19 protein-coding genes are annotated in these 22686 nt (G+C 68.9%); 5 read left to right on the top strand and 14 right to left on the bottom strand.

What is annotated here, in order from left to right:
* Position 1: 1 nt before the first annotated feature.
* From ABZ796_RS03405 to ABZ796_RS03395, 3 genes are read right to left on the bottom strand one after another with little or no spacing between them, the layout of a single operon-like run.
* Positions 2 to 205: a Trm112 family protein gene (locus tag ABZ796_RS03405; protein WP_357334645.1), complete on the bottom strand. Its 204-nt coding sequence runs from the start codon at positions 203 to 205 to the stop codon at positions 2 to 4.
* A complete protein-coding gene (locus tag ABZ796_RS03400; RefSeq protein ID WP_357334643.1) occupies positions 202 to 1608 on the bottom strand; it encodes a phosphomannomutase/phosphoglucomutase in 1407 nt (468 codons plus the stop codon). Before ABZ796_RS03400 ends, ABZ796_RS03405 begins: the two co-directional genes overlap by 4 nt.
* 19 nt (positions 1609 to 1627) lie before the next feature.
* A complete protein-coding gene (locus tag ABZ796_RS03395; protein ID WP_357334642.1) occupies positions 1628 to 2080 on the bottom strand; it encodes a DUF3499 domain-containing protein in 453 nt (150 codons plus the stop codon).
* Here ABZ796_RS03395 and ABZ796_RS03390 point away from each other — a divergent pair.
* Positions 2079 to 2495, top strand: coding sequence for a metallopeptidase family protein (locus tag ABZ796_RS03390; protein WP_357334640.1), 417 nt, complete (start codon positions 2079 to 2081; stop codon positions 2493 to 2495). The two genes, ABZ796_RS03395 and ABZ796_RS03390, sit on opposite strands and share 2 nt — an antisense overlap.
* A 503-nt stretch (positions 2496 to 2998) precedes the next feature.
* On the opposite strand, the gene ABZ796_RS03385 is transcribed toward ABZ796_RS03390, so the two are convergent.
* The 3 genes from ABZ796_RS03385 to ABZ796_RS03375 all read right to left on the bottom strand — a co-directional run bounded on the left by ABZ796_RS03385 (position 2999) and on the right by ABZ796_RS03375 (position 8173).
* Complete coding sequence (locus tag ABZ796_RS03385) at positions 2999 to 4828, bottom strand: DUF5719 family protein (protein ID WP_357334638.1); 1830 nt, start codon at positions 4826 to 4828, stop codon at positions 2999 to 3001.
* Positions 4825 to 7731: a glycosyltransferase family 2 protein gene (locus ABZ796_RS03380; protein WP_357334636.1), complete on the bottom strand. Its 2907-nt coding sequence runs from the start codon at positions 7729 to 7731 to the stop codon at positions 4825 to 4827. The genes ABZ796_RS03385 and ABZ796_RS03380 overlap by 4 nt, the downstream gene beginning before the upstream one ends.
* 187 nt (positions 7732 to 7918) lie before the next feature.
* On the bottom strand, positions 7919 to 8173 hold the full coding sequence (locus tag ABZ796_RS03375) for a WhiB family transcriptional regulator (RefSeq protein ID WP_008361238.1): 255 nt from the start codon (positions 8171 to 8173) through the stop codon (positions 7919 to 7921).
* A 353-nt stretch (positions 8174 to 8526) separates the two neighbouring features.
* Here ABZ796_RS03375 and cofD point away from each other — a divergent pair, with 353 nt between their 5' ends.
* The 3 genes from cofD to ABZ796_RS03360 are packed head-to-tail and all read left to right on the top strand — an operon-like array spanning position 8527 to position 11362.
* Positions 8527 to 9540, top strand: a complete 1014-nt coding sequence (gene cofD, locus ABZ796_RS03370) for a 2-phospho-L-lactate transferase (RefSeq protein ID WP_357334634.1) — start codon at positions 8527 to 8529, stop codon at positions 9538 to 9540.
* Entirely contained in the window at positions 9537 to 10538 is a 1002-nt protein-coding gene (locus tag ABZ796_RS03365) for a coenzyme F420-0:L-glutamate ligase (RefSeq protein ID WP_357334632.1), read from the top strand. The genes cofD and ABZ796_RS03365 overlap by 4 nt, the downstream gene beginning before the upstream one ends.
* Positions 10539 to 10579: 41 nt before the next feature.
* Complete coding sequence (locus ABZ796_RS03360) at positions 10580 to 11362, top strand: DUF3105 domain-containing protein (protein ID WP_357334631.1); 783 nt, start codon at positions 10580 to 10582, stop codon at positions 11360 to 11362.
* 199 nt (positions 11363 to 11561) lie between these two features.
* On the opposite strand, the gene ABZ796_RS03355 is transcribed toward ABZ796_RS03360, so the two are convergent.
* A complete protein-coding gene (locus ABZ796_RS03355; RefSeq protein WP_357334629.1) occupies positions 11562 to 12638 on the bottom strand; it encodes a mannose-1-phosphate guanylyltransferase in 1077 nt (358 codons plus the stop codon).
* Positions 12639 to 12744: 106 nt separating this feature from the next.
* On the opposite strand from ABZ796_RS03355, the gene ABZ796_RS03350 reads away from it, so the two are divergent.
* Positions 12745 to 13461, top strand: coding sequence for a TIGR03089 family protein (locus ABZ796_RS03350; protein ID WP_357334627.1), 717 nt, complete (start codon positions 12745 to 12747; stop codon positions 13459 to 13461).
* Here ABZ796_RS03350 and ABZ796_RS03345 read toward each other — a convergent pair.
* From ABZ796_RS03345 to ABZ796_RS03315, 7 genes are all read right to left on the bottom strand, one after another.
* Positions 13443 to 15542: an N-acetylmuramoyl-L-alanine amidase gene (locus ABZ796_RS03345; RefSeq protein WP_357334626.1), complete on the bottom strand. Its 2100-nt coding sequence runs from the start codon at positions 15540 to 15542 to the stop codon at positions 13443 to 13445. The two genes, ABZ796_RS03350 and ABZ796_RS03345, sit on opposite strands and share 19 nt — an antisense overlap.
* Positions 15543 to 15664: 122 nt before the next feature.
* Positions 15665 to 16489, bottom strand: coding sequence for an ABC transporter ATP-binding protein (locus ABZ796_RS03340; RefSeq protein ID WP_357334624.1), 825 nt, complete (start codon positions 16487 to 16489; stop codon positions 15665 to 15667).
* Complete coding sequence (locus ABZ796_RS03335; protein WP_357334622.1) at positions 16486 to 17385, bottom strand: ABC transporter permease; 900 nt, start codon at positions 17383 to 17385, stop codon at positions 16486 to 16488. Before ABZ796_RS03335 ends, ABZ796_RS03340 begins: the two co-directional genes overlap by 4 nt.
* Positions 17369 to 19384: a glycosyltransferase gene (locus ABZ796_RS03330; protein WP_357334621.1), complete on the bottom strand. Its 2016-nt coding sequence runs from the start codon at positions 19382 to 19384 to the stop codon at positions 17369 to 17371. The genes ABZ796_RS03335 and ABZ796_RS03330 overlap by 17 nt, the downstream gene beginning before the upstream one ends.
* Positions 19381 to 20574 carry a UDP-galactopyranose mutase gene (glf, locus tag ABZ796_RS03325; RefSeq protein WP_357334619.1) on the bottom strand — a complete coding sequence of 398 codons (1194 nt, stop codon included), beginning with the start codon at positions 20572 to 20574 and terminating at the stop codon, positions 19381 to 19383. The genes ABZ796_RS03330 and glf overlap by 4 nt, the downstream gene beginning before the upstream one ends.
* 37 nt (positions 20575 to 20611) lie before the next feature.
* Complete coding sequence (locus ABZ796_RS03320) at positions 20612 to 21529, bottom strand: glycosyltransferase (RefSeq protein WP_357334618.1); 918 nt, start codon at positions 21527 to 21529, stop codon at positions 20612 to 20614.
* Positions 21526 to 22461: a glycosyltransferase family 2 protein gene (locus ABZ796_RS03315; protein WP_357334617.1), complete on the bottom strand. Its 936-nt coding sequence runs from the start codon at positions 22459 to 22461 to the stop codon at positions 21526 to 21528. Before ABZ796_RS03315 ends, ABZ796_RS03320 begins: the two co-directional genes overlap by 4 nt.
* Positions 22462 to 22686 lie beyond the last annotated feature (225 nt).

Raw genomic sequence — 22686 nt, 5'->3', positions numbered from 1 at the left:
CTCACTCGCTCTTGGTCGGACGGGCCTCGTCGATGAGCAGGACGGGGATGCCGTCTCGGACGGGGTAGGCCAGGCCGCACTCGCCCTGGCAGACCAGCTCGCCATCCTGGTCGGGCGCAGCAGCCTCGACAGGGAGGAGATCTCCGTGGCACTGCGGGCAGACGATGATCTCGAGCAGCTTCTCGCTCAGGCCAAGGGCGCTCATGCTGAGGGCCGCCTTTCGTTGGGGTCGGTCATTCGGATGATGGCGAGCGCCTCGTCACGCACTCGCTCCATGGTGAGTATGTCCTTGCCCTCCGCGTTGAGCCGCAGCAGCGGCTCCGTATTGGAGGCACGGACGTTGAAGGACCAGTCGGCGTGGGAGAGGGTCAGGCCGTCGAGCTTGTCGACGGTGACACCTTCACGTCCTGCGTACGCCTTCTCGATCTCGGCCACGGTGGCAGCCTGGTCGGGGACGGTGGAGTTGATCTCGCCGCTCATCGGGTAGCGGGCGTAGGCGGCCAGCAGTTCGCTCAGCGGCCTCTCGGTCTCGGCAAGGGCGCCGAGGACGTGCAGAGCGGCGAGCATGCCGGAGTCGGCGCGCCAGAAGTCGCGGAAGTAGAAGTGGCCGCTGTGCTCGCCGCCGAAGGCCGCCTCGGACTCGGCCATCACGGCCTTGATGTAGGAGTGGCCGACGCGGGTGCGTACCGGGGTGCCACCGAGCTCGGTGACGATCTCCGGAACCGCGCGGGAGGTGATCAGGTTGTGGATGATCGTCGCGCCCGGCTCCTGGGCCAGAGCACGCTCGGCGATCAGGGCGGTGATCGCGCTCGGGCTGACCACCTCGCCCTTCTCGTCCACCAGGAAGCAGCGGTCGGCGTCGCCGTCGAAGGCCAGGCCGGCGTCGGCGCCGGTCTCGCGCACCTTGGCCTGCAGGTCGACCAGCGTGGTCGAGTCGAGCGGGTTGGCCTCGTGGTTGGGGAAGGTGCCGTCCAGCTCGAAGTACATCGGGATCAGCTCGACGGCCTCCTCGCCCAGACGACCGAAGACAGCGGGCGCGGTGTGGCCGGCCATGCCGTTGCCGGCGTCGGCGACGACGGTGAGCCGGCGGCCCTTGACCGGGGCCAGACCGAGCAGGTGCGCGGCGTACGCCTCCAGCACGTCGGTCTCGCTGATGCTGCCGGCGACCACGGCGACCGGGGCGTCACCGGAGATGACCAGGTCACGGATCTCGTCGAGGCCGCTCTCGGCACCGACCGGGACCGCGTTGGCCCGGCACAGCTTGATGCCGTTGTACTGCGCCGGGTTGTGGCTGGCGGTGAACATGGCACCCGGCAGGCCGAGGTGGCCGGAGGCGAAGTAGAGCTCGTCGGTCGAGGCCAGCCCGATCATCGTCACGTCAGCGCCTGCCTCGGTCGCACCCTCGGCGAAGGCTCCGGAGAGCGCCGGGGAGCTGGGGCGCATGTCGTGGCCCACCACGATCTCCCCTCCGCGGGCGCCGACGACGTGCACGAAGGCGCGTCCGGCGAGTCGGGCGAGGTTCTCGTCGATCTGGTCAGGGACGGTGCCACGGACGTCGTACGCCTTGAAGACGGCGTTGGCGATGTCGGGGTCGACTCTCTCCGGCATGTCCGGAACTCTAGTCGTCCTACTCCGAGGTCAGCACGCGGAGGTGCCCGCGGCGAGTGCCGCCGGGGCGGGACTGGCCGTCGTTCGCCCCCGGCTCCTCGGCGTCGTCCTTCCCAGAGGCCCCGACGGGTCCTCGCGGGGACGGAGCCGGCGGCCTCGCGGCCTCACGGACGGCATCGGCCAGCGCGAGCAGGTCATCGCCCTTGGGCTGCGGGTCGACGGGCTCGCGGGCCAGCCTGACCACCTCCCAGCCCCTGGGCGCGGAGAGCCGCTCGGCGTGCTCCTCGCACAGGTCGTAGGCGTGCGGCTCGGCATAGGTCGCCAGCGGGCCGAGAACGGCCGTCTGGTCGGCGTACACATAGGTGAGCGTGCAGACGGCTTGACGCTGGCAGGCGGTACGCGAACAACGACGAGCAGTCACGAGTGAACCGTACTCCCCTGAGGCCGGCCGCGCAGTTAGGCTCGCGTACATGACCAGGCACAGGGATCGGCACGGCCGTGGCAGACGTGGCCCGGTGGCCGTCCCGACCGACCCGAAGGTGCCGGTCCTGCGCACCCGCCGAGAGCGCTTCGACGACATCGCGCTCGCCATCGTCACCGAGATCGACAGTCGCTGGCAGTCACGGCTGGGTCTGATCGAGTACGCGGTGGAGGAGTCGCCGGACATCCCGAAGGACTGGACCGTCGACGACCACATCCCGCTCGGGTCGCTCGAGCGTGGCTCAGGTGCGAAACCCGCGCGGCTGGTGATCTACCGGCGGCCGATCGAGCACCGCTGCCACACGCGCTCCGAGGTCGAGGCGATGGTGCTCATGGTCGTTGTCGAGCAGGTTGCCGATCTGCTCGGGATCGATGCCGAGGATGTCGATCCGCGGTATCAGCCCTGAGGCTGGTCGTCTTTTGCCGGCGCTTTGGTGCTGGATTTTGGGGGCTGGGGTAGGCCGCGGCAATCGTTCCTCGGGAGGTGGACGCCCCACGGGGAACGAAAATTCCTTCACCCCCGCAGACGTAGACGCTCCCTGGGGTGAACGAAAGTTTCTTCACCCCACCTCGCCGCACGAATTTTCGTTCACCCCAGCTAGACACCGGCCCACAGCGGCATCGGCATGAACGAAAATTCGTTCACCCTCAGACCCCAAGCCCGTGCCCAACCCACATCGCCGCGCCAAACCCCTGCCGCCGGCCCGATAGCCAGCCAATCTTTTCTCGGCGGATCCCGGTGTCAAGGCGATGTATCGAGCTTGTCGAGATGATCGCCGAAGGCGACCGGCGTCAGCCGGCGGCCGAAGGCCGTCCTTTACTCCGGACGCCGCCGAGAACACCCTCCAAGCAAGGGTCGGCGGCAAACACCAACCACAAAAACACATCGACCGATGCGAGCTGAAAAGACTCAGGGCTCCAACGGCAACGGCAACCCCGGAGCAACCCCCGCGGTGCGCACCTCCGAGCGCAACGGCCGGAACGGCACGACCGCATCGCCATCCCCGCTCATCACCACGGCCGCATCGACCTCGACCCCCTCGGGCACGAGCTGGATCAGCGCTGCCTCCGCGGGCACCTCGACCTCGGCGCCCACCCCCGGGCCGACCTCGACGGACTTGGCCTTGAGCGCCTTGCCCTTCGCGGTCATCGGAACCACCTTGACGGTGCCGCTGGCCCCGGTCTTGGCGACCGGGCCGGAGATCACGACTCGCTTCTTACCGACGGCTGCGCCGGCCGGAACGACCACCGCGGTGGGCTCCGAGATGGTCTCGGTGGCCGTGGTGACCACGACGTCGCCGCGGTCGACCGAGCGCATCGCGGTGGCGACGGGGCCGGAGGCGACGATCTCGACGCCGTACGCGTCGTCGGCGCTGTCCTTGCCGAGCAGCTTGGTCAGGTCGACCTGCGTCTGCCCGTTGGGCGGCACCCTGATCTCCGGAGCGCCCTCCGGGGTGAGCACGTTCTTCGGGGTGAGCAGGCGCAGCTCCGCGCTCACCTGGGCATCGCCCGGGTTGGCGACGGTGAGCATGCGGCTGGCGGACTTGTTGGGGTAGCCGACCAGCAGGTTGGTCTCGGCCGGTGCCGACTGGCCCGGGAAGTAGTCCTCGCTGCCACCCTGCGTCTCGAGCGCGACGGCACGGTCGCGGACCATCACCCCGGCCTGGCCGCGTACGACCGTGGTCTTCAGGGTCAGCTCGCCCTTGCGGGGGATCACGTGCAGCAGGTCGAAGGTGCGGGTGGTGTTGCCGGGGATCGCGACGCCGCGGAGGTCCTCGGGGACCGCCACCACGCCCTTCTCGTCGTAGAGCGAGATGTCGACCGTGGCCGCACCGCTGTTGGGGTTGGTGAGCTCGAGGATCGAGTTGTGGGTGGCACCCGCACCGACGCCGGGGAACCACGCCTCGGCCTGCGGAGGCACGCATCCCGTCGCCGCGAGCGGCTTGGTCGTCGAACGTCCGGCGACCAGGCCGGAGGCAACCTCCTTGCCCGCCTTGACCACGACCGAGCCGGGCTTGACCGACGCGCTGGTGACCTTGCCGGACCCGACGGTGGCCTGCGCCCCGTCGCCCGCGCCCGGACCGCTCAGCGTGACCTTGCCGGACCCGTCGGCGGCGTTGGTGACGGCCACCTGGTCAGCGCCGGACTTCGGCTTGCCGGGGCACACCACGGTAGCCGCCGTCGGCGCGCTGCTGTCGGCGGCCAGCTTCGGCTGCTCCCACTGGTGGGGCCGGTTGAGGAGCAGCGCCACAGCCATCGCGCCGACCAGGCCCAGCGCCACCAGCACGGTGTTGTCCAGGCGGCGGCCGCGCTGCCGGCGTACGCGGCGCAGCCGGGGTCGCGCGGCGGCCGCTGCCGCGGCGGCAGCCGCCATCCGCCCACCCTTGGCGCGCTCCGGCTGTGACTCCTGCTGAGGCTCCGGCTCCCCCGCCCGCATCTCATCGGCGGTCGGCCAGGCCTCGAGCTCGGGCTCGTAGGCGGGCTGGAACTCGCCGGTACGGTAGTCGCCCTCGTAGGGCGGCGGATAGCCAGTCTGAGCCAGCATCTGCCCGGTCTCCGGACCCGGCACGTAGGGCTCCTGGGCGTAGAGCTGCTCCGGGGTGTAACCCTCCGGCGGGTTCTGGGCGGTCTGCCCGGCGTACGGGTCGGCGTAGGGGTCCAGCATCCACGGCTCCTGGCCGTAGACGTCCTCGGCCGACTGCTCGTGCGAGCGGTCGTAGGGGTCACGTGAGCGACTCATGCCGACTCCCTCCTCTGGATCAGCGTCGGCAGGCACAGGACCAGGACCACGAACAGCCCGATCCCGGCCAGGACCAACAGGATCGTACGGATGATGGACTGCGACTCGGTCACGCCCGGGTCGCTCGGCTCGGCGTCGAGCAACCAGGCACGCGTCGAGCGCTCGACGGTGCTCGCCTGGGTCACCGACCCGGAGGCGTCGATCCCCTCGGCGACCGAGGAGTCGGCCGGCCCGGGCATCACGATGTAGGCAACGCCCTGGGCTGCCAGATCACCGATCACCGCGTCGTCGGGGTCGGCAGCCAGGCGGCGTACGACGCCGGTGAGCTCATCCGCGCCACCGGCGACCTGCGCGATCTCGTCCTCACCGAGGGTGATCCCGTCGTTGCGCAGGACGGCGTAGCGGATGCCCTCGTCGACCGATCCGCGGAGCACGAGGACGCCGTCCTCGGGGCCGAGGGTGGTCGAGGTCGGGTCGAGCATGTAGGAGGGCACCCCGGTATGGCCGAGGGCCCGGGTGTTGTCGGCGAGGTCGCCGGTGCCGGCGTAGACGAACCAGCCGAGGCTCCCGACGACGCCGATCCCCGCGACCGCAGCCGCCGCACCGACCATGACCTTCCGCAGCCCGCTCAGGCCGTCCAGGATGGCCCCCTGGGCGCCCAGCACCGCCGCGACCACCGCGAAGCCCTGGATGGCGACCAGCGGGAAGCCCCAGCCGACCCGGGCGATGCCGGCATCGAGGTGGATGGGGATCCAGGACAGCAGCATCGTGACGACGGCCGTCGCGACCGCGCCGATCCAGCAGACCATGACCGGGATGCGGGTGCGGCTCGGGATCAGCGCGAGCACGGCCAGCAGCGGCAGCGCCAGGCCCAGCCACCACGGGGCGCCGAGGTCGGCGCCGTCGAGCCCGGTCAGACGGCCCACGAGCAGGTCGAACCCACCCGCGGCCGGAGCGGGCAGCCGGCCCGGGTCGAGCAGGAGCGCGGCCCAGCCGCCGGAGAAGAGCGACGGCAGCCACCACGGCAGCAGCAGCCCGACCGGTGTCGCGATAGCCGCGGCCGGCGGACCCCACTGGTCGCGGTCGCTGAGCACGGCGGGCATCAGCCGGCGGGCGACGATGAAGATGACCGCCGCGAAGACGGCCGCGACCAGGAACGCCATCGGCGCGAAGGCGGTGATGACGGTCAGCAGCAGACCGGTGCGCCACCCGGCGCGCCAGCGGCGGTCGGCGACGGGATCGCTGAACCCGAGCGCGGCGTGGGCCAGCCAGGGCAGCAGCGCGCCGACGACGACCGCACCGATCCGGCCGTCGCCGAAGGCACCGCTGGCGTAGGGAACCAGGGCGTACGCCGTCGCCCCCCACAGCAGCAGCCAGCGCGGGGCGCCGAGGTGGCTGATCAGCCGGCCCGCGACCCGCAGCAGCCGCCACGCGCCGCCGAGCGCGATCGGGAAGCTGAGCAGCATGACGGCGGTGACCGCCAGGCTCGGGTTGCCGCCGAGGATCGTCGCGAGCACAGCCAGCGGGAAGACGTGGGGTGGCGCGGGCACGCCGGTGCCCTGTGAGATCGCGTGCCACGACTCGAACTGCAGCTGCCACCAGTCGCCCACGTTCTGGGGCGTCGGCCCCAGGCCGCTGCCGGCCACGCCGCCGAGCGCCGCCCGCGCCCCGATGACGCCGAGGATGCCGACGACGACCAGGAGCACCGCGACCGGGTTGGTGAACAGACGCACCAGCCACCCGGTCTCGGCGGGGATCTCGTCCTCCTCCAGCTGGGCCCGCTCGGCCTGCCGCTTGGCGGCGAAGGAGGCCGGATCGGCCTCGGCCTGCGCCATCTGGCGTCGCTCGGCGATGTCGGAGGCCTGCAGGGTGACCGCGGTCGCGACGTCGGAGACGAAGTCGAGACCGTGACGGTAGGGCAGCCACGGCGGAGGCAGCAGCGCCTTGACCACGTCCTTGTCGGCGTGCGCCTGCTTCCGGCGCCGCCGCTTGGCGAGCATGATCTGGCCGGTGTGGCCGTAGATCCAGCCCAGCGCGGCCAGGTCGTCGAGTGCGGTCCCGGGGTCGCGCACCAGGATGAAGCCGAGCATCCGCCACAGGGTCTGGAAGAAGAACCTGATCATCCACAGCGCCAGCGTCCCCGGCCGGCTGTTGACCAGCAGGGTGTAGAGCGCGGCGCGGCGCTCCTGATAGTGGATCCGGCGTCCGGTCAGCTGCGTCTTGCGTACGCCGCGGTGGGCCGCCTCCACGTGGAAGACGACCGCGTCCGGGACGGCGATGGTCGTGAAGCCGGCGTTGGCGGCCCGCCAGCCGAGGTCCATGTCGGTGCCGAGGACCGGGAGGTGCTTGTCGAAGCCGCCCAGGTATTCGAGGACCTCGCGGCGGATCAGCATGCCGGCGGTGTTGACGGCCAGGACGCGGCGTACCTCGTCGTGCTGGCCCTGGTCGTACTCACCCCGCTCCAGGCCGGTCTCCCGGTTTCCGGTGACCGAGATCGAGACACCGAGCTCGAGCATCCGGCGCAGCGAGGGCCATTCCCGGATCTTGGGGCCGAGGATGTCGGCCTCCGGGTATTCCTCGGCGGCGTTGAGCAGGTTGGCGAGCGCGTGCGGGTCGGGGGTGGAGTCGTCGTGGAGGAACCAGATCCACTCCGGCGGCTGCGCCGCCTGATGGAGGATGGCGAGCGCCTCGTTGGCCGCGTCCGCGAACGTCGTCGACGCCGGGAGCTTGACCACCTGGGCGAAGGTCTCCTCCAGGATCTCGACCGACCTGTCGGTCGAGCCGGTGTCGATCGTGACGGCAAAGCTCACCGGAGCCTGCTGGTTCCTGATCCCGTCGATGACGGTCGGAAGCCAGCCGGCGCCGTTATGAGAGACGAGGACGAGGGCGACCGACGCTTGCACGATCGGCAACCCTAGTGCCCATCTGGTGATAGACCGAATGGACCTGTCGAGCGATCGGCGATATCCCCCTGGGCATGAACGGCGTCCCATGGGCCTGCGGGCATGGGTTGCGGAGCAATCGGCAAAGCAAGACAGCAGGCCCGGACCTTGACAGTCCGGGCCTTGCTGGCTCGCGCTTGGTATTGCGTCAGACTGCGCGCTTCTTCAGCTTGCGGCGCTCTCGCTCGGAGAGTCCGCCCCAGATTCCGAAACGCTCGTCGTTGCCCAGAGCAGACTCAAGGCAGTCCTGGCGCACCTCGCAGGTCTGGCAGACCTTCTTGGCCTCCCGAGTCGATCCACCCTTTTCAGGGAAGAACGCCTCCGGATCCGTCTGCGCGCACAGGGCGCGCTCCTGCCAGCCCCCTTCGTCGGTGTCCGGCTCGAGGAGAAACAGCTCTCTCATCGTCTTTCCGACCTTTCGACCCTATTCAGCTTATTTTCGGGACCGTGACCCCATCTCGGGCCAGTCACCTCACGCCATCGGCAGGTAACCGATCCCCCCGTTTTTTGCGGGAACTGCCTCTTGTTACGACCTAGGCCGTCACTTTGATGCAGTTTCCTGCTGAAATTTTCCCGAGATTTCCAAGCACTGTCTTCACAGTTGCCGGTCCCCGGTTCAATTTCGAATCACACTGATGAAATTACATGCCTGTCGATGCCACAAGTCAACCCTCAAATCTGCTAGGGCCGCATTAACACAGGCTTTCCGCACCGGCTGGAGCAGGGGTGCTGGCCCCAGTCTGAGAGGCTAGAGCCATGCGTGACATCACCGTTCTCTCCGGCGGCCATGGTGGCTCGAAGTTCATCTCCGGGCTCCTCCACGGCATTTCCACCGGCCGCGTCCCAGGCATTGGGGAAGATGCCCGGGTCACCGTGATCGCCAATACCGCCGACGATCTGTGGATGCACGGCGTCAAGGTCTGCCCCGACCTCGACACGGTGATGTACACCCTCGGCAACGGATTCGACCATGAGCGCGGCTGGGGCCGCAAGGCCGAGACCTGGTCGATCAAGGAGGAGCTCGAGGCCTATGACGTGCCCGGCACGTGGTTCGGGCTCGGCGACCGCGATATCGCCACCCATCTCGTGCGCACCCAGATGCTCGAGGCCGGATTCCCGTTGTCGCAGGTCACCGCAGCGTTGTGCGAGCGCTGGCTGAAGCCTGTATGGGGCGACCGTGTGCGCCTGCTGCCGATGACCGACGACCGCGTCGAAACCCATGTCGCGATCAAGGACGAGAATTCACCCAGTGGACTCGCTGTCGTTCATTTCCAGGAATACTGGGTACGCCTGCGCGCCGGCGTTCCCGTCGAGAAACTGATCTTCGTGGGGCAGGACGAGTCGAAGCCGGGCCCCGGGGTGATGGACGCGCTGCTGAATTCCGACCTGGTGATCGTGCCCCCGTCCAACCCTGTCGTCTCGATCGGCACCATCCTCGGCGTACCCGGGATCCGCGAGGGCCTGGTCGCCACCTCTGCTCCCGTCGTGGGGATCTCCCCGATCATCAGCGGTCATCACGTACGCGGCATGGCGGAGCAGATGCTCGCCGCCATCGGCGTCGACGCGACCGCCGCCGGAGTCGGTCTGCACCATGGGACACGGGGCTCCGGCGGGGTCCTCGACGGCTGGCTCGTCGACACCGCCGACGCCGCCGCGGTCCCCGCGCTCACCGAGTCGGGGCTGAAGGCGGCCGCCGTCCCGCTGTGGATGTCTTCCGAGGACGCGACCGCCGACATCGCCGCCGCCGCGGTCGAGCTGGTCACGCGATGACGGGGCACACGGCCGGGCCGATGAGCGGGCAGGGCATCACCGTCATCGCCCCCGGCGGCGTACCCGAGGTGCGTAAGGGCGACGACCTCGCGGCCCTGCTCCTCACTGCACTCGACTCCGGCCCCGAGTCCCCTCTGGTCGACGGCGACATCGTGGTGGTCACCTCGAAGGTCGTCTCCAAGGCCGAGGGTCAGGTGCGCGAGGGCAACCGCGACGACGCGCTCCCCGGGGAGACGACGCGGGTGGTCGCCCGGCGCGGGCCGACCCAGATCGTGCGAAGCCGGCTCGGGCTGACGATGGCCGCCGCCGGGATCGACGCCTCCAACGTCGAGGCCGGCCACATCGTGCTGCTCCCCCTCGACCCCGACGCCTCGGCGCACGCCCTGCGCGCCACCCTCCGCGACCGCACCGGCGCGAACGTCGGGGTGATCATCACCGACACCGCCGGTCGCGCCTGGCGCGACGGTCAGACGGACATCGCCATCGGCGCCGCCGGTCTCGAGGTGCTCGAGAGGTTCGCCGGCCAGGTCGACGCCTACGGCAACGACCTCGTCGTCACCGCCCCCGCCGTCGTCGACGAGATCGCGTCAGCGGCCGAGATCTCCCAGGGCAAGCTGGGCGCGCGGCCGTTCGCGGTGCTGCGCGGCCGGGCGGACCTCGTCCGCGAGCCCGGTGACGACGGGCCGGGAGCGAGCGCGCTCATCCGCCCCGAGGGGTCGGACTTCTTCGGTTTCGGGGCCCGGGAGGCCGTCGTACGCGCCCTGAAGGGTGCCGCCGAGGACCAGGCTCCGTTCGGTGCGCCGGCGAGCGTGGAGGAGATCTCCGCGGCCGTCGCGGAGGTGACCGGGACCGTTCCCGTGCCACACCAGAACGGGCTTCGGGTCGCCGGAGCCGACCCCGCGGTGATCGCCGCGCTGGCGTTCGCCCACGGCTGGCGAAGCGAGCGCGAGGAGAATAATCACGGGGCAACTTCCCTTCTGCTACCAGTGACCACCTAGAATCTGCGCGTCCCGACAAAAGACCCGAGGTACGCCGAACAGTGGCCAACAAGTCGCTCAACAAAGACCGCAAAGCGGTCATCAACGACATCCGCAAGAAGCAGGGCCGCGCAGAGCGCGTCCGTGGTGCGGCGATCGTCGGTGTCTGCGTCGTCATCGCCCTCGTGATCGTGGGTGCCGCCGCGTGGGGCCCGATCACCGGTTTCTTCAAGGACCGTGAATACAACGCGGTCGCACTGCAGGACATCGGCAAGAGCCCCAAGGCCGCCGGCTGCCAGAAGGTGACCGAGATGGCTGCCGACGGCAACCAGAACCACATCGCCACCGGCACCCAGCAGACCTATACCACCGCTCCCCCGGCCTTCGGCCCACACTGGAACGAGGCCAACGTCGCCCCGGCCGACATGTCGCGCAAGTTCTACACCGCCGCGGACCGTCCGGAGCTCGAGGCGCTGGTGCACAACCTGGAGCACGGCTACACGATCGTTTGGTACGACGAGACCGTCTCCAAGGACGAGCGGGACCTGCTCTTCGCCATCGGGAAGAAGTTCTCCGGCACCTCGAACTTCCGCTACAAGTTCATCGCGGCCCCGTGGACCGCTGCCGACGCCAAGGAGACCGCGGTCGCCGGCGACAAGAAGACCGAATTCCCCTCGGGCACCCACATCGCCATGACGCACTGGTCCGCCGATCCGGCCAACCCGACCGAGGCCTCCACGCAGAAGGGCGTCTTCCAGTACTGCGAAGGCGTCTCCGGCGAGGCGATCAAGGACTTCATGGAGAAGTACCCCTACACCTCCAGCCCCGAGGCCCAGTCCATGTGACCTGGCCCTCCGGACGTACGAGACGGCCGTCTCCCTCCGGGGAGGCGGCCGTCTCTCATCTTCCCCGCTGGTCGAGCCGGATTCGTGAGGAACGAACGAATCCGTGTCGAGACCAACACAGTCCCGTCGAGCGCCGACAGCGACCGTCTTGGTCTCGACACGCCTCCGCCTAGCGGCTCCGGCGGCTCGACCGACGGGCTCAGGTGAGGTCGGTGCGGTCGGAGTCCTTGAGGGCGGCGACGATCTTCTTGACCTGCTGGGCGTGGGTGCGGGTGGTGACCAGGACGGCGTCGTCGGTGTCGACGACGACGATGTCCTCGAGACCGATGAGGGCGATCGTGCGGCCGGAGTACGGCACCACCAGGCCGGTGGAGTCGAGGGCGTGGACGAGCGAGTGGTCGCCGAGGATCGTGGGTCCCTCGGCCGAGGCCGTGGCAGCGGCCTGGAGCAGCGTCGCGAGCGAGTCGAAGTCGCCGATGTCGTCCCAGCCGAGGTCGGCGGGCACCGTGGCGACCTTGCCCGCGGCGGCAGCGGGCTCGGCGACCGCATGGTCGACCGCGATCTTCGGCAGCGTCTCCCACAGCTCCTCGAGCCGCGACGGCTCGGTAGCGATGGCACGCAGCCGGTCGGTGAAACCGGGGTCCGACTCCGCGAGCAGATCGAGGAGGACGGTGGGACGGACCACGAACATCCCGGCGTTCCAGCGGTAGCGGCCGGTCGCGAGATAGCCGGCCGCCACCTCGGCAGACGGCTTCTCGACGAACTCGTCGACCAGGTAGGCCCCCAGGTGAGCGTCCAGGGGCTCGCCCTCGGCGATGTAGCCGAACGCGGTCGAGGCGAAGGTCGGCGAGATCCCGATCGTCACCAGCCAGCCGTCCGCGGCGATCGCCGCGGCGCTGCGTACGGTCTCGTGGAAGTTGTCGAGGTTGCGGATCACGTGGTCGGCCGCGAAGGAGCCCATCACCGCCTCCGGGTCACGCTGCTCCAGGAAGGCCGCGGCCAGGCCGATCGCCGCCATCGAGTCGCGCCCGCTCGGCTCGGCCAGGATCGCGTCGTGCGGCACCTCGGGCAGCTGCTCGCACACGGCCCGCTCGTGGACCGCGCCGGTCACCACCATGACGCCGTCCGAGACGGGCTCGAGGCGGTCGTAGGTCTCCTGCAGGAGGGTGCGTCCGCGCCCGGTGAGGTCGCGCAGGAACTTCGGCTCAGAGGACCGCGAGAGCGGCCACAGCCGCGTGCCGGCACCACCGGCGGGGATCACTGCCCAGAACGTCATGCCGCCACCTCCGTAGGGCACGTCGAAGAATACGGAAGTGGCGGCATGATGGACCCGCTGGTCGCTCGCTGGCGCTCGCTCATGGCGCACACCTTAGGGTTTCGGTGTGACCAGCTTCCCCGAGACCCTCGCCCGAGCGCTGCGGACCAACCCCGGTGGCCCGTTCGTGACCTTCTACGACGAGGCGAGCGGCGAGCGCCAGGAGCTGTCCACCACGACGTACGCCAACTGGGTGGCCAAGGCCTCCGGCCTTCTCCTCGACGAGCACGGCCTCGAGCGCGGCGACAGCATCCGGATCGACCTGCCCACCCACTGGCTGGCCACCGTGTTCCTCGGCGCCGCCTGGAACACCGGGCTCGTGGTGACCGACTCCGACGGTTCCGATTCCTCTGGCCCTGACGCCGTCGTGTGCGGTCCCGAGACGCTGCCCGCCTGGGCGGAGGACGCCGGGAAGCGGCCGACCCTGGCGTGCTCCCTGCTCCCCTTCGGCGTACGTTTCGCCGACCCGCTCCCCCAGGGCGTGCACGACGTCGGGATCGAGGTGTGGGGACAACCGGACGCCTTCACCCCCTGGGACCCGCCCACCGCGGAGGACGCGGCCACCTCGTGGGCCGGCGTCGAGACCAGCCACGCGGACCTGTTCGGCGGCGACGGGAAGGCGGCCCGGCTGCTCTCCACGGTCCCCTCGGCCTCCCCCGCCGGCGCCGAGCTCCTCGCCGCCCTGCTCGCCGGCGGCGGCTCCCTGGTGCTGGTCACCAACGCGACCGAGGACCGGCTGGCAGCCCTCGCCGAGTCCGAGCGGGCTCAGCCGAACTGGTCGTAGCCTCGCACGACGCCCATCTGGGTCTTCCGGTCCCAGCCGCCGCCCTGGTTGTGCTCGTAGCCGAACCACATCCCGTCGGACTTGCGACGCAGCAGCAGGTCACCACCGGTGGAGGCGCCGCGCAGGTCCTTGGTCGCGAGGATGAAGTCGAAGGCGCTGGCGTCGATCCCGGGGTCGGAGTAGGAGGTCAGGCCCCCGGGGCCGTTGGTGCGGAAGATCAGCAGCTTGTCGGAGACCCTGAAGATCGCCTCGGGCGAGCCGTCGTCGGCGTAGAAGCGGCCGGCGCCGATGACCTGGGTCGAGCCGCTCACGGCGCTGCGCATCCGGTAGGAGGTGCCCAGTGTGCTGGTGCCGCGCCCGGGCCAGACCCGGATCTCGCCGGAGGAGTGCTTGCCCAGGAGGTCGGGCCAGCCGTCGCCGGTGATGTCACCGACCACGTCGATGGCCGAGACGGACTGGAAGTTGCGCCCGATGATGACGCCGGTGGCGAACGTCTCGGTGCCGTTGCCGCGGTTGACCCGGATCGTTCCGTCGGTGTGGCGGATCAGGATGTCGCCGTCGCCGTCGCGGTCCCAGTCACCGGCGTTCATCAAGGTCGCCGAGGTGCCGCCGATCAGGTTGGTCGCCCGAGGCGTACCGAAGTGGGCGGTGCCGTCGGTGCGGAGCACGACGATCCGCTTGTCGGTGACCCGCCGGGCGACCAGGTCGGGGTAGCCACGACCGCTGATCTGCGACTGCAGCTCACGCGCGGCCCAGCTCGCCTGCTTCGAGCCCGCCTGCGAGCGGATCGTGCTCAGCTTGGCGTAGAGATGGCGGCCCGGGCACGCGGTGGAGCCGGCGTCACGGTGGCCCATGATCGCGTGCGAGAAGGTGCGGTCGCCCATTTTGGTGGAGCCCTTGTTGCCGCGGACACCGTGCAGCGACAGCTTCCACGCGAACAGCGTCCCGAAGGCGTTCACCAGCGCGGCCGGGGGCGCGACGCTGTCGAAGTTGCCGATCGCGGAGGCGCCGAAGCCGTAGCTGTTGTAGCCCGAGGTGTGAGCACCCACGACAGGGCGGTCGACGCCGCCGTAGCGGCCCTCCCAGATCTGGCCGAACTTGTCGATCAGGAAGTTGTAGCCGATGTCGCGCCAGCCCCGGCTCTGCACGTGGTAGAGGTAGATGCTCCGGATGATCCCCGGCACCTGTGCCCTCGTGTAGGAGTTGGTGTTGACGGTGTGGTGCACGAACCCGCCGCGGACCTCCTGGTAGTCGGGCGGGCCGGCCTCGCGGACGCTCTCGTCGGCACCCCACTGGCGGCGGCTGTAGATGCTGGGCTTGGAGGTGTACGCGGCCGCCGACAGCGTCGCGGCCTCCCCCTGCTCGGCGCTCTCGGCGCCCTCGGCCGGCTCCGGCGCGTCATCGGCCCCGGTCTCGATCTCGGGTGACTCGCTGCGGCTCGAGGTCGCCTCGCCCGGCGTGATCACCGCCAGCCTGAGGTCGGCCGGCACCTGAGCACCGGTCAGCCGCAGCCGCGTCTGCACCTGGTCGACCTCGCCGACGACCGCCTCCATGGTGCCCGGCCTCGACCCGTCCGCCTCCGCGGAGCCCGGGTCGGGAGCATGGTCGTCGAGGTGGACGTCCAGCGCCTGCCAGTCACTCCACGTCCCGTCCACCAGCGTGCGTACGTCGGCCCCGACCGCCTCCTCCGGAACGGCTGCCCCGGGCGCCCAGGTGAGTCCGACCGTCCCGAAGCCGTCCACCGGCTGCGGGAGACTGGTGACCGTCACCGCCTCGCCCGGAGAAGCGGCCCTCTTGGCCTGCGCGGTGACCCTGCCGACCCGAGGCGCGGTCAGCGAGATCTCCTCGAGGTGGGCGTCGACGGAGCCCGCAGGCACCTGCGCAGCGGACGGCTCGACGGTCTGAGTCCCGGCGACCGGGACGTCTCCGGGGCGGACCACCTTCAGGTCGACGACGGTGCTCGCCGGGACCAGCGCGGCCAGGACGACCCCGAGCACGAGCAGCTGCTGGGTCGAGGCGACATAGCGCGACCGGGCGCGCTGGACCTCGTTCGGCTGCTCTCCTCCGGCCTGCGAAGACACGTCTTGGACCCCCTGGTTCCGTAACACCAGGGAACATCTTTCACATCAGCCACAGAGGACGGAAGAGCCCGCGAGGAACTACATATCTGTAATTCCTCGCGGGCTCCCAGCCCAGAATTGGCTCAGACTTCCGCGCCCAAGGCGCTATCGGCGGCCTCGAGCTGCTTGAGCTTGGCCGATCCCTTGGCGTCGTCCTCACCGTAGTGGAGGTACTCGATGCCCTCGTCGACGTCGCCGTCGAAGACCAGGCGGCCCTTCTCCAGGCAGATGACGCGGTCGCACATCCGCTTGACCGAACCGGCAGCGTGGCTGACGTAGACCACGGTGCGGCCGCTGTCACGGATCTCCTCCATCTTCTCCATGCACTTCTTCTTGAAGGGCTTGTCACCGACGGCGAGGACCTCGTCGGCCAGGAAGATGTCGGAGTCGATGTGGACGGCGACGGAGAAGCCGAGGCGTGAGTACTGCCCCGAGGAGTAGTTGCCGACCGGGGAGTTGAGGTGGTCGCCGAGCTCGGCGAAGTTCACCACGTCGTCGTAGATCGCGGCCGTCTCTTCCTCGGAGAGCCCGTAGATCGCCGCGTTGAGGAAGATGTTCTCCCGACCGGACAGCTGCGGGTGGAAACCCGCGCCCGTCGCGATCAGGCCGGCGATCTGTCCTCGCGTCTTCACGACGCCCTGGTCGGGACGCATCACGCCGCTGATCAGCTTCAGCAGCGTCGACTTGCCCGAGCCGTTGAGGCCCATCAGGCCGACCGACTCGCCCTGCTTGATCGTGAAGGTGACGTCGTCCAGCGCCTTGAAGGTGTTGGAGACCGCCCGCCCCTTCATCTTGGCGACGGTGATGTCCTTGATGCTGCGGTGGTAGCGGAGCGTGAAGTTCTTGGTGACTCCGTCCACCACGATCGAGTCTGCGGCGCCGGTGTCCTGAGCCTGTCGAAGGGTCATGTCAGTCGCTCCGGAATCTTGTTCTCGTGCTTGCTGAAGACCACCTGGGCGATCACTAGCAGGACCAGCGAGACACCGAACGCACCCAGCCCCCACATCCACAGATTCTCCGGCAGGTGCGTGGCGGCGGTCTCCTCGGGATTCGGGGTCACCCCGACCCAGAAAGCCTGCTGGAAGAGCAGTACGGCGTCCGCAATCGGGTTGAGCAGGTAGATCCAGGCCTTGTCCCCGAGAGCGCCCTCGATCATCGAGAACGGGTACATCATCGGGACACCGAAGCGGATGTAGTTGGTCAGGATGTTGACCGCGCTGCCGAAGTCCCGGAAGAAGACGTTGGCCAGGCTGAAGACCAGGGCCAGAGCGGTGCCCAGCGCCATCACGATGCCGAGCGCGAGCAGGAAGGAGGGCACTGTCTCCCAGGTGGGCGTCCAGCCGCTGAACAGGCAGACGACCACGAGGATGAGGGTCGCCGGCACCAGGTGATAGAGCGAGACCAGCATCGAGGCGACCGGGAACATCTCCTTCGGCATCGCCATCTTCTTCAGCAGGCCCTTGTTGCCGAGCAGGGAACGCGTCCCTGCGCCGAAGGTCTCGGTGAAGAAGTGGACGATGACGAGCCCGGCGAAGAGGTGGACCGGATAGTTGTCCATCCCCTTGTCGGCGCCCATGATCTTGCCCATGAACAGCCAGTAGACGCAGAACTGCGTCAGCGGGTTGATGTAGGACCAGAAGACGCCCAGGATCGAGTTGGAGTAGCGACCGCTGATCTCCCGCTGCACGAGCAGCTTGAGGAGGTAGCGGCGCTTGAAGACCGAGAGCAGCCCGAGGTTCTCCGCCGGGGGCGCCAGCGGCGCATCGACGATCCGTACGGGGCGTTCATCAACTCCGGTTGCCATCGGTCCCCTTCTCCTCAGCGGCCTGCCACGGCTCGAAGGTCTTCTCCCAGGCCTCGGGCGAGGTGAACTCGCTCAGCTTGGAGCGGTACTCCTCCGCGAGCTTGGGCCACTGGCGCTTGAGGCGCCGGTGCACCTTGATGGTGTCCTTCAGCATCTGGTTGAAGAGCTTCTTGTCGCGGCGGTAGAAGGCGGCGCCCTGCTGGTCGTTCATCGACACGATGGCGCTGTCGTACTTGGTGATCCGGTACCACTGGTTGTCCATCGCGGCGAGCTCGGCCTCGGGGAACTCCGTGGAGAGCTTGCGCGGCTTCATGATCTGCCGGATCGGCGCCTTGAGCGCGGCCAGCTTGACCTCGCGGTTGGTCGGGACCTCGGTGTCCTCCTTGCCCTTGCGCGGCGGCTTGTGGCGGCGTACGGGCGGGAACTCGTCTCGGTCGGCCTTGAGCTGCGCGTCCGGGTACTCCTTGACCATCTCGCGTACGACCGGAAGCTGCGTCGCGAGGGTCTCGTGCAGCTTCTCGGGGCCGGCGAGCACGTCGAGCAGCGCCTGGTGGCGCAGCAGGACCGTCGAGTACTGCATGGAGACCAGGTGCTTGATCTGGTGGGAGAACGACTCGGTGACCATACGGCCGCCGTCGTCGTAGATCGAGTGCAGCAGCGCGGCCACGAAGCGGTTGCGCTGGTGGAAGTAGGACTGCCAGTCGAGAGCGTCGTTCTTGTCGGTCCACGGGACGTGCCACACGGCCGCCCCCGGGAAGGACACGGTCGGGAAGCCGGCCGCCTTGGCGCGCAGGCCGTACTCGGAGTCGTCCCACTTGATGAAGACCGGCAGCGAGAGGCCGATCTCCTCGATCACCTTGCGCGGGATCAGGCACATGAACCAGCCGTTGAAGTCCACGTCGACGCGCTTGTGCAGCCAGCGGGTCGAGCGCAGGTTGCGGGCGCCGAAGTCCCAGTCGCCGTAGACGCCGGGGGCCGACTGCCACCAGAAGCGCCACGGCTGGACGATCTCGCCGTAGGAGTGCAGGCGCGACTTGGCGTAGAGCGAGAACATGTGGCCGCCGACGATGGTCGGCCGCTTGGCGAGGTCACCGAAGGTGATCGCGCGGATGATGCCCTCGGGCTCGCAGACGACGTCGTCGTCCATCATCAGGGCGTACGTCGCGGTGCCCTTGCGCAGCGACTCGAGCTGACCCCGCGCGTAGCCGCCGGAGCCGCCCAGGTTGCCCTGCTCGATGATGTGCAGCAGGTCGCCCAGCGCCTTCTCGGCCGCGGGGAACTCGACGTCGTCGGCGACCTTCTTGGTGCCCTGCTCCATCACGAAGACGGTGTCGAGGTAGGGGCGAAGCTGCTCGTCCTCGCCCATCTGCGCGAGCAGCTTGGCGCAGAAGTCGGGCTTGTTCATCGTGGTGACGCAGATGTCGACGGTGCCGTGCTCGGCACGGTCGTCGGGGACCTCCGCGGTCCACTCGGCCGAGGTGATGACGGCGTCCTCGTCGGAGGCGACGACGTCGTACCAGTACCAGCCGCCGTCGACGAACGGCTTCAGCGGCAGGTCGAAGGTGAAGGTGCCCTCGGGGTTGGTTCCGGTGTCCGCCGCGTCGACGCGCTGCGAGCGGCCGTTGGCCATCGACTTGTAGACGATGACGCTCGCGCCGCGTCCCTGAAGCGCGACGGTCAGCTTCACGCTGTCGACCACGGTGTGCCGGCGCCAGTAGCTGGCCGGGAACGCGTTGAAGTAGGTGCCGAGCGAGAGCCGCTCGCTCTTCAGGATCCGCAGTGTCGTACGCGACTCGATCTGGTCGGGGTGGATCTGGGTCCCGTCGTTGATCGACTGGCGGATCTGGGCGTTGTTCAGCGCCTGGGCCGTCTTGTCGGAGCCGACCTCGTACTTGTCGGCGTCGAGGATGGCGGCCTGGTTGTCGACGTAGAGCGGGAGTACGTCGGAGTCACGGTCCAGGGGCAGGATCTGCCGCTGGAGCAGTCGGGTCACGCTCATTCGTCAACGCCTCCGGAGGTGAGCGGGGTGCCGTCCTCGAAGTGGGGACGGAGCTTGTTCTCGAACATGGTGAGCGCGGACGCGATCGCCATGTGCATGTCCAGGTACTTGTACGTGCCGAGGCGGCCGCCGAAGAGCACCATCGGCTCCTTCTTGGCCAGGTCGCGGTAGACCAGGATCTTCTCGCGGTTGTCGGCGGTGTTGATCGGGTAGTACGGCTCGTCACCCTCCTGGGCGAAGCGGCTGTACTCCTTGACCACGATCGTCTTGCCGGGCTTGTAGCGGTCGGCGCGCTCGGGGTGGAGGTGCTTGAACTCCAGCTCGCGGGTGAACGGGACCTCGGGGTCGTTGGCGTTCACCACACCGGTGCCCTGGTAGTCGTCCACGTCGAGGGTCTCGGACTCGAGGTCCACGGTGCGCCAGGAGAGCTTGCCCGCGGAGAAGTCGAAGTACTCGTCGACCGGACCGGTGTAGACGATCGGGACCTTGCCCTTGAAGTCGTCGACCACGGTGAAGAAGTCGGTGTCGAGCCGGACCTCGATGTTGGGGTGGTCGGCCATCCGCTGCAGCCACGCGGTGTAGCCATCGACCGGGAGACCCTCGTACTTGTCGTTGAAGTAGCGGTTGTCGAAGGTGTAGCGGACCGGGAGGCGCGTGATGATGTCGGGCGACAGCTCCGTCGGGTCCTTCTCCCACTGCTTGGCCGTGTAGCCCTTGATGAAGGCCTCGTAGAGCGGGCGGCCGATCAGCGAGATCGCCTTCTCCTCGAGGTTCTTGGCGTCCTCGGTGTTGAACTCGGAGGCCTGCTCCGCGATCAGCGCGCGCGCCTCGTCGGGGGTGTGCGACTTCCCGAAGAAGGAGTTGATCAGCGCGAGGTTCATCGGCAGGGAGTAGACCTGCCCCTTGTACTTCCCGAACACCTTGTGCTTGTAGTCGGTGAACTCGGTGAACTTCCGCACGTAGTTCCACACCTTCTCGTTGGAGGTGTGGAAGAGGTGGGTGCCGTACTTGTGCACCTCGATGCCGGTCTCCTCGTCGAACTCGGAGTAGGCGTTCCCACCGATGTGCGGGCGGCGCTCGATGATGAGCACCTTCTTGTCCAGCTCGGTGGCGGCGCGCTCGGCGATGGTCAGGCCGAAGAGGCCGGAGCCGACGACGACGAGGTCAGGAGTGGTTTCAGGGAAGGACACGATCGCTCAGTCTAGGTCTCTGTGGGTAAGGGGTCGGTCAGGAGGAGGTGGAGGGTGCTGAAACAGGCAGCGTTCGCATGCCCCGCGCGGCGCGCAGGGCCTTGATCACGTTGACGGCCTCGTGCTTGCCGCCACGCAGCGGGCTGAGGAGGACCACAGCCGCGGTGATGAGCCAGGGCTTGAGACGTACGAGGACGTTCTCGCCGTAGCGGAGGTGGACGACGAAGAGGTTGCGGTACATGTAGAAGCCCTTCCAGCCGGCCAGGTCGTGCTGCTGGCTGAAGTCGAGCTGTCGCACGAGCACCGCGTCGCGTACGGCCCAGATGGTGCGGCCGGAGCGGCGGGCGCGGATCGCGAGATCCACGTCGTCGTAGAAGATGAAGTAGGAGGGGTCGGGGAGACCGATCTCCTCCAGGACGGTGCGGCGGATCATGAAGCCCTCGAAGGCGACGTTCTCCACCGGCACCCGCTCCGGCATGGCGTCGCGGGTCGGGTACGTGTCCATGACCGCGGCGGTCTTGGGCTTGATCGCGAGCGGGTTGCGCAGGTCGAACTTCAGCGCGGCCAGCTCGATCAGGTTGCCGTTGCGGTCCTCGCGCACCGAGAAGAGGCAGTCCTCGTCCTGGGCGAGCAGCACCTCGAGACAGTCGTGGGCCGGGACGACGTCGTCGTCGATCAGGTAGAGACGGTCCCAGCCCTGCTCGACCGCGGCCTTGGTGCCAAGGTGGAAGCCACCGGCGCCGCCGAGGTTCTCCGGGCTGTCGATGACCTGGAGGTTGGGCGTGATCGCCTCGGCGAGGACCTGCGCGGTGTGGTCCGTGGAGGCGTTGTTGACGACGATCACGGCGTCGGCGGGCTGGTCGAGCTTGGTGAGCCCGTCGAGCAGCCCACGCAGCATGTCGGCGCGGTTGTAGGTGACGACGACGATCGCGACCGTCTCACGGGTGGTGCTCAACGAAGGAACCTCTCGTGTCCACTGAAGTCCCCCCGGACAGCCGCCCACCATGCCTGTGCAGAGAGCCGGATCCGCTTCGGCTGCGGCTTGGTGAGCAGGTAGAACCATAGAGTCTTGGCCACGAAAGCCAAAGCGAAGGGCCACCCTCGGTAGTCGCGCAGGTTGAGCAGGTTGTTGCGCGCCATGCAGTAGTGCTTCAGGTCGCTCGGCGTGTGGTTGTACGTCGCCCGCCCCCACGCCATCGGGGTGCCGAGATCGCCGACGGAGGGGTGGCGCACCTGAGCGCCGACGACGGTCGCGATCCGAGCCCCGGCCTTCTCCGCCCGGAGGCGGTACTCGTGGTCGTCGCCCCAGATGAAGTACTCCGCCCTGGGGTAGCCGATCCGCTCCACCAGGTCACGGGTGACCAGGACTCCGTTGAACGGGATCACGATGTCCTTGATCAGGCCGTCGGTGGCGGCCTCTTCGACATCGCGCAGCTGGTGGACCACCTTGGAGCGGCCCGGGAGCCGGATCGGGAACACCAGGCGGCCGGGGTCGCCCTCGTCGACGACGAGCGGCCCCCAGAAGTCGAGGTCGGTCTGCTTGAGCAGCAGCCCCAGGCAGTCGGGGTCGGGCAGGCCGTCGTCGTCCATCAGCCAGACCAGGTCGGCGCCGCGCTCGATGGCCAGCTCCAGGCCGTCGTGGAATCCGCCGGCGCCGCCGCTGTTGCGCTGCAGGGTGCGGGCGACCACCGGGACCTGGCGTTGGCCGGGCTCCTCGGCGCCGTCGAGCTCGGCGAGCCACTGCGACGTACCGTCGGTGGAGGCGTTGTCGATGACGATCACCTCGTCGAGGCCGTCGACCACGTCGAGCCGCTCCAGCAGTCGCTGCAGCAGCTCGAGACGGTTGAAGGTCACCACGACGGCGGCGACACGATTGCTCCCTGGCACGGATCCAGACTAGCCGCGACCGCGGTGTATCCCGGGAATCAGCGAGTCGCTGTGACGCCCCGTTAACGCGTTGTTCAACACGCTCGAGCCGGACCACGCCGGTCGAGCCGCCGTAGCCGCTGGGCGGAGGCGTGTCGAGACCAACACAGACGCGGGGGAGGCGGGGGTGTGTGGGGACGCACCCGGGGGCGGACCGCCCGACCCGCGACACCCCCGCACCCCCCC

This window comes from Nocardioides sp. NPDC047086 (assembly GCF_040643685.1).
GTDB lineage: Bacteria > Actinomycetota > Actinomycetes > Propionibacteriales > Nocardioidaceae > Nocardioides.
Note: the sequence above shows the minus strand (reverse complement) of the source record. Positions and strands in the feature narration are given on the sequence as shown.

What these genes read in the sequence shown, in the direction of transcription:
- ABZ796_RS03395 (WP_357334642.1), bottom strand. Translation starts at nt 2,080, where the DNA reads ATGTACGCGAGCCTAACTGCGCGGCCGGCCTCAGGGGAGTACGGTTCA.
- ABZ796_RS03330 (WP_357334621.1), bottom strand. Translation starts at nt 19,384, where the DNA reads ATGAGCGTGACCCGACTGCTCCAGCGGCAGATCCTGCCCCTGGACCGT.
- ABZ796_RS03335 (WP_357334622.1), bottom strand. Translation starts at nt 17,385, where the DNA reads ATGGCAACCGGAGTTGATGAACGCCCCGTACGGATCGTCGATGCGCCG.
- ABZ796_RS03375 (WP_008361238.1), bottom strand. Translation starts at nt 8,173, where the DNA reads ATGAGAGAGCTGTTTCTCCTCGAGCCGGACACCGACGAAGGGGGCTGG.
- ABZ796_RS03385 (WP_357334638.1), bottom strand. Translation starts at nt 4,828, where the DNA reads ATGAGTCGCTCACGTGACCCCTACGACCGCTCGCACGAGCAGTCGGCC.
- ABZ796_RS03355 (WP_357334629.1), bottom strand. Translation starts at nt 12,638, where the DNA reads ATGACGTTCTGGGCAGTGATCCCCGCCGGTGGTGCCGGCACGCGGCTG.
- ABZ796_RS03340 (WP_357334624.1), bottom strand. Translation starts at nt 16,489, where the DNA reads ATGACCCTTCGACAGGCTCAGGACACCGGCGCCGCAGACTCGATCGTG.
- ABZ796_RS03390 (WP_357334640.1), top strand. Translation starts at nt 2,079, where the DNA reads ATGACCAGGCACAGGGATCGGCACGGCCGTGGCAGACGTGGCCCGGTG.
- ABZ796_RS03400 (WP_357334643.1), bottom strand. Translation starts at nt 1,608, where the DNA reads ATGCCGGAGAGAGTCGACCCCGACATCGCCAACGCCGTCTTCAAGGCG.
- ABZ796_RS03365 (WP_357334632.1), top strand. Translation starts at nt 9,537, where the DNA reads ATGACGGGGCACACGGCCGGGCCGATGAGCGGGCAGGGCATCACCGTC.
- cofD (WP_357334634.1), top strand. Translation starts at nt 8,527, where the DNA reads ATGCGTGACATCACCGTTCTCTCCGGCGGCCATGGTGGCTCGAAGTTC.
- ABZ796_RS03405 (WP_357334645.1), bottom strand. Translation starts at nt 205, where the DNA reads ATGAGCGCCCTTGGCCTGAGCGAGAAGCTGCTCGAGATCATCGTCTGC.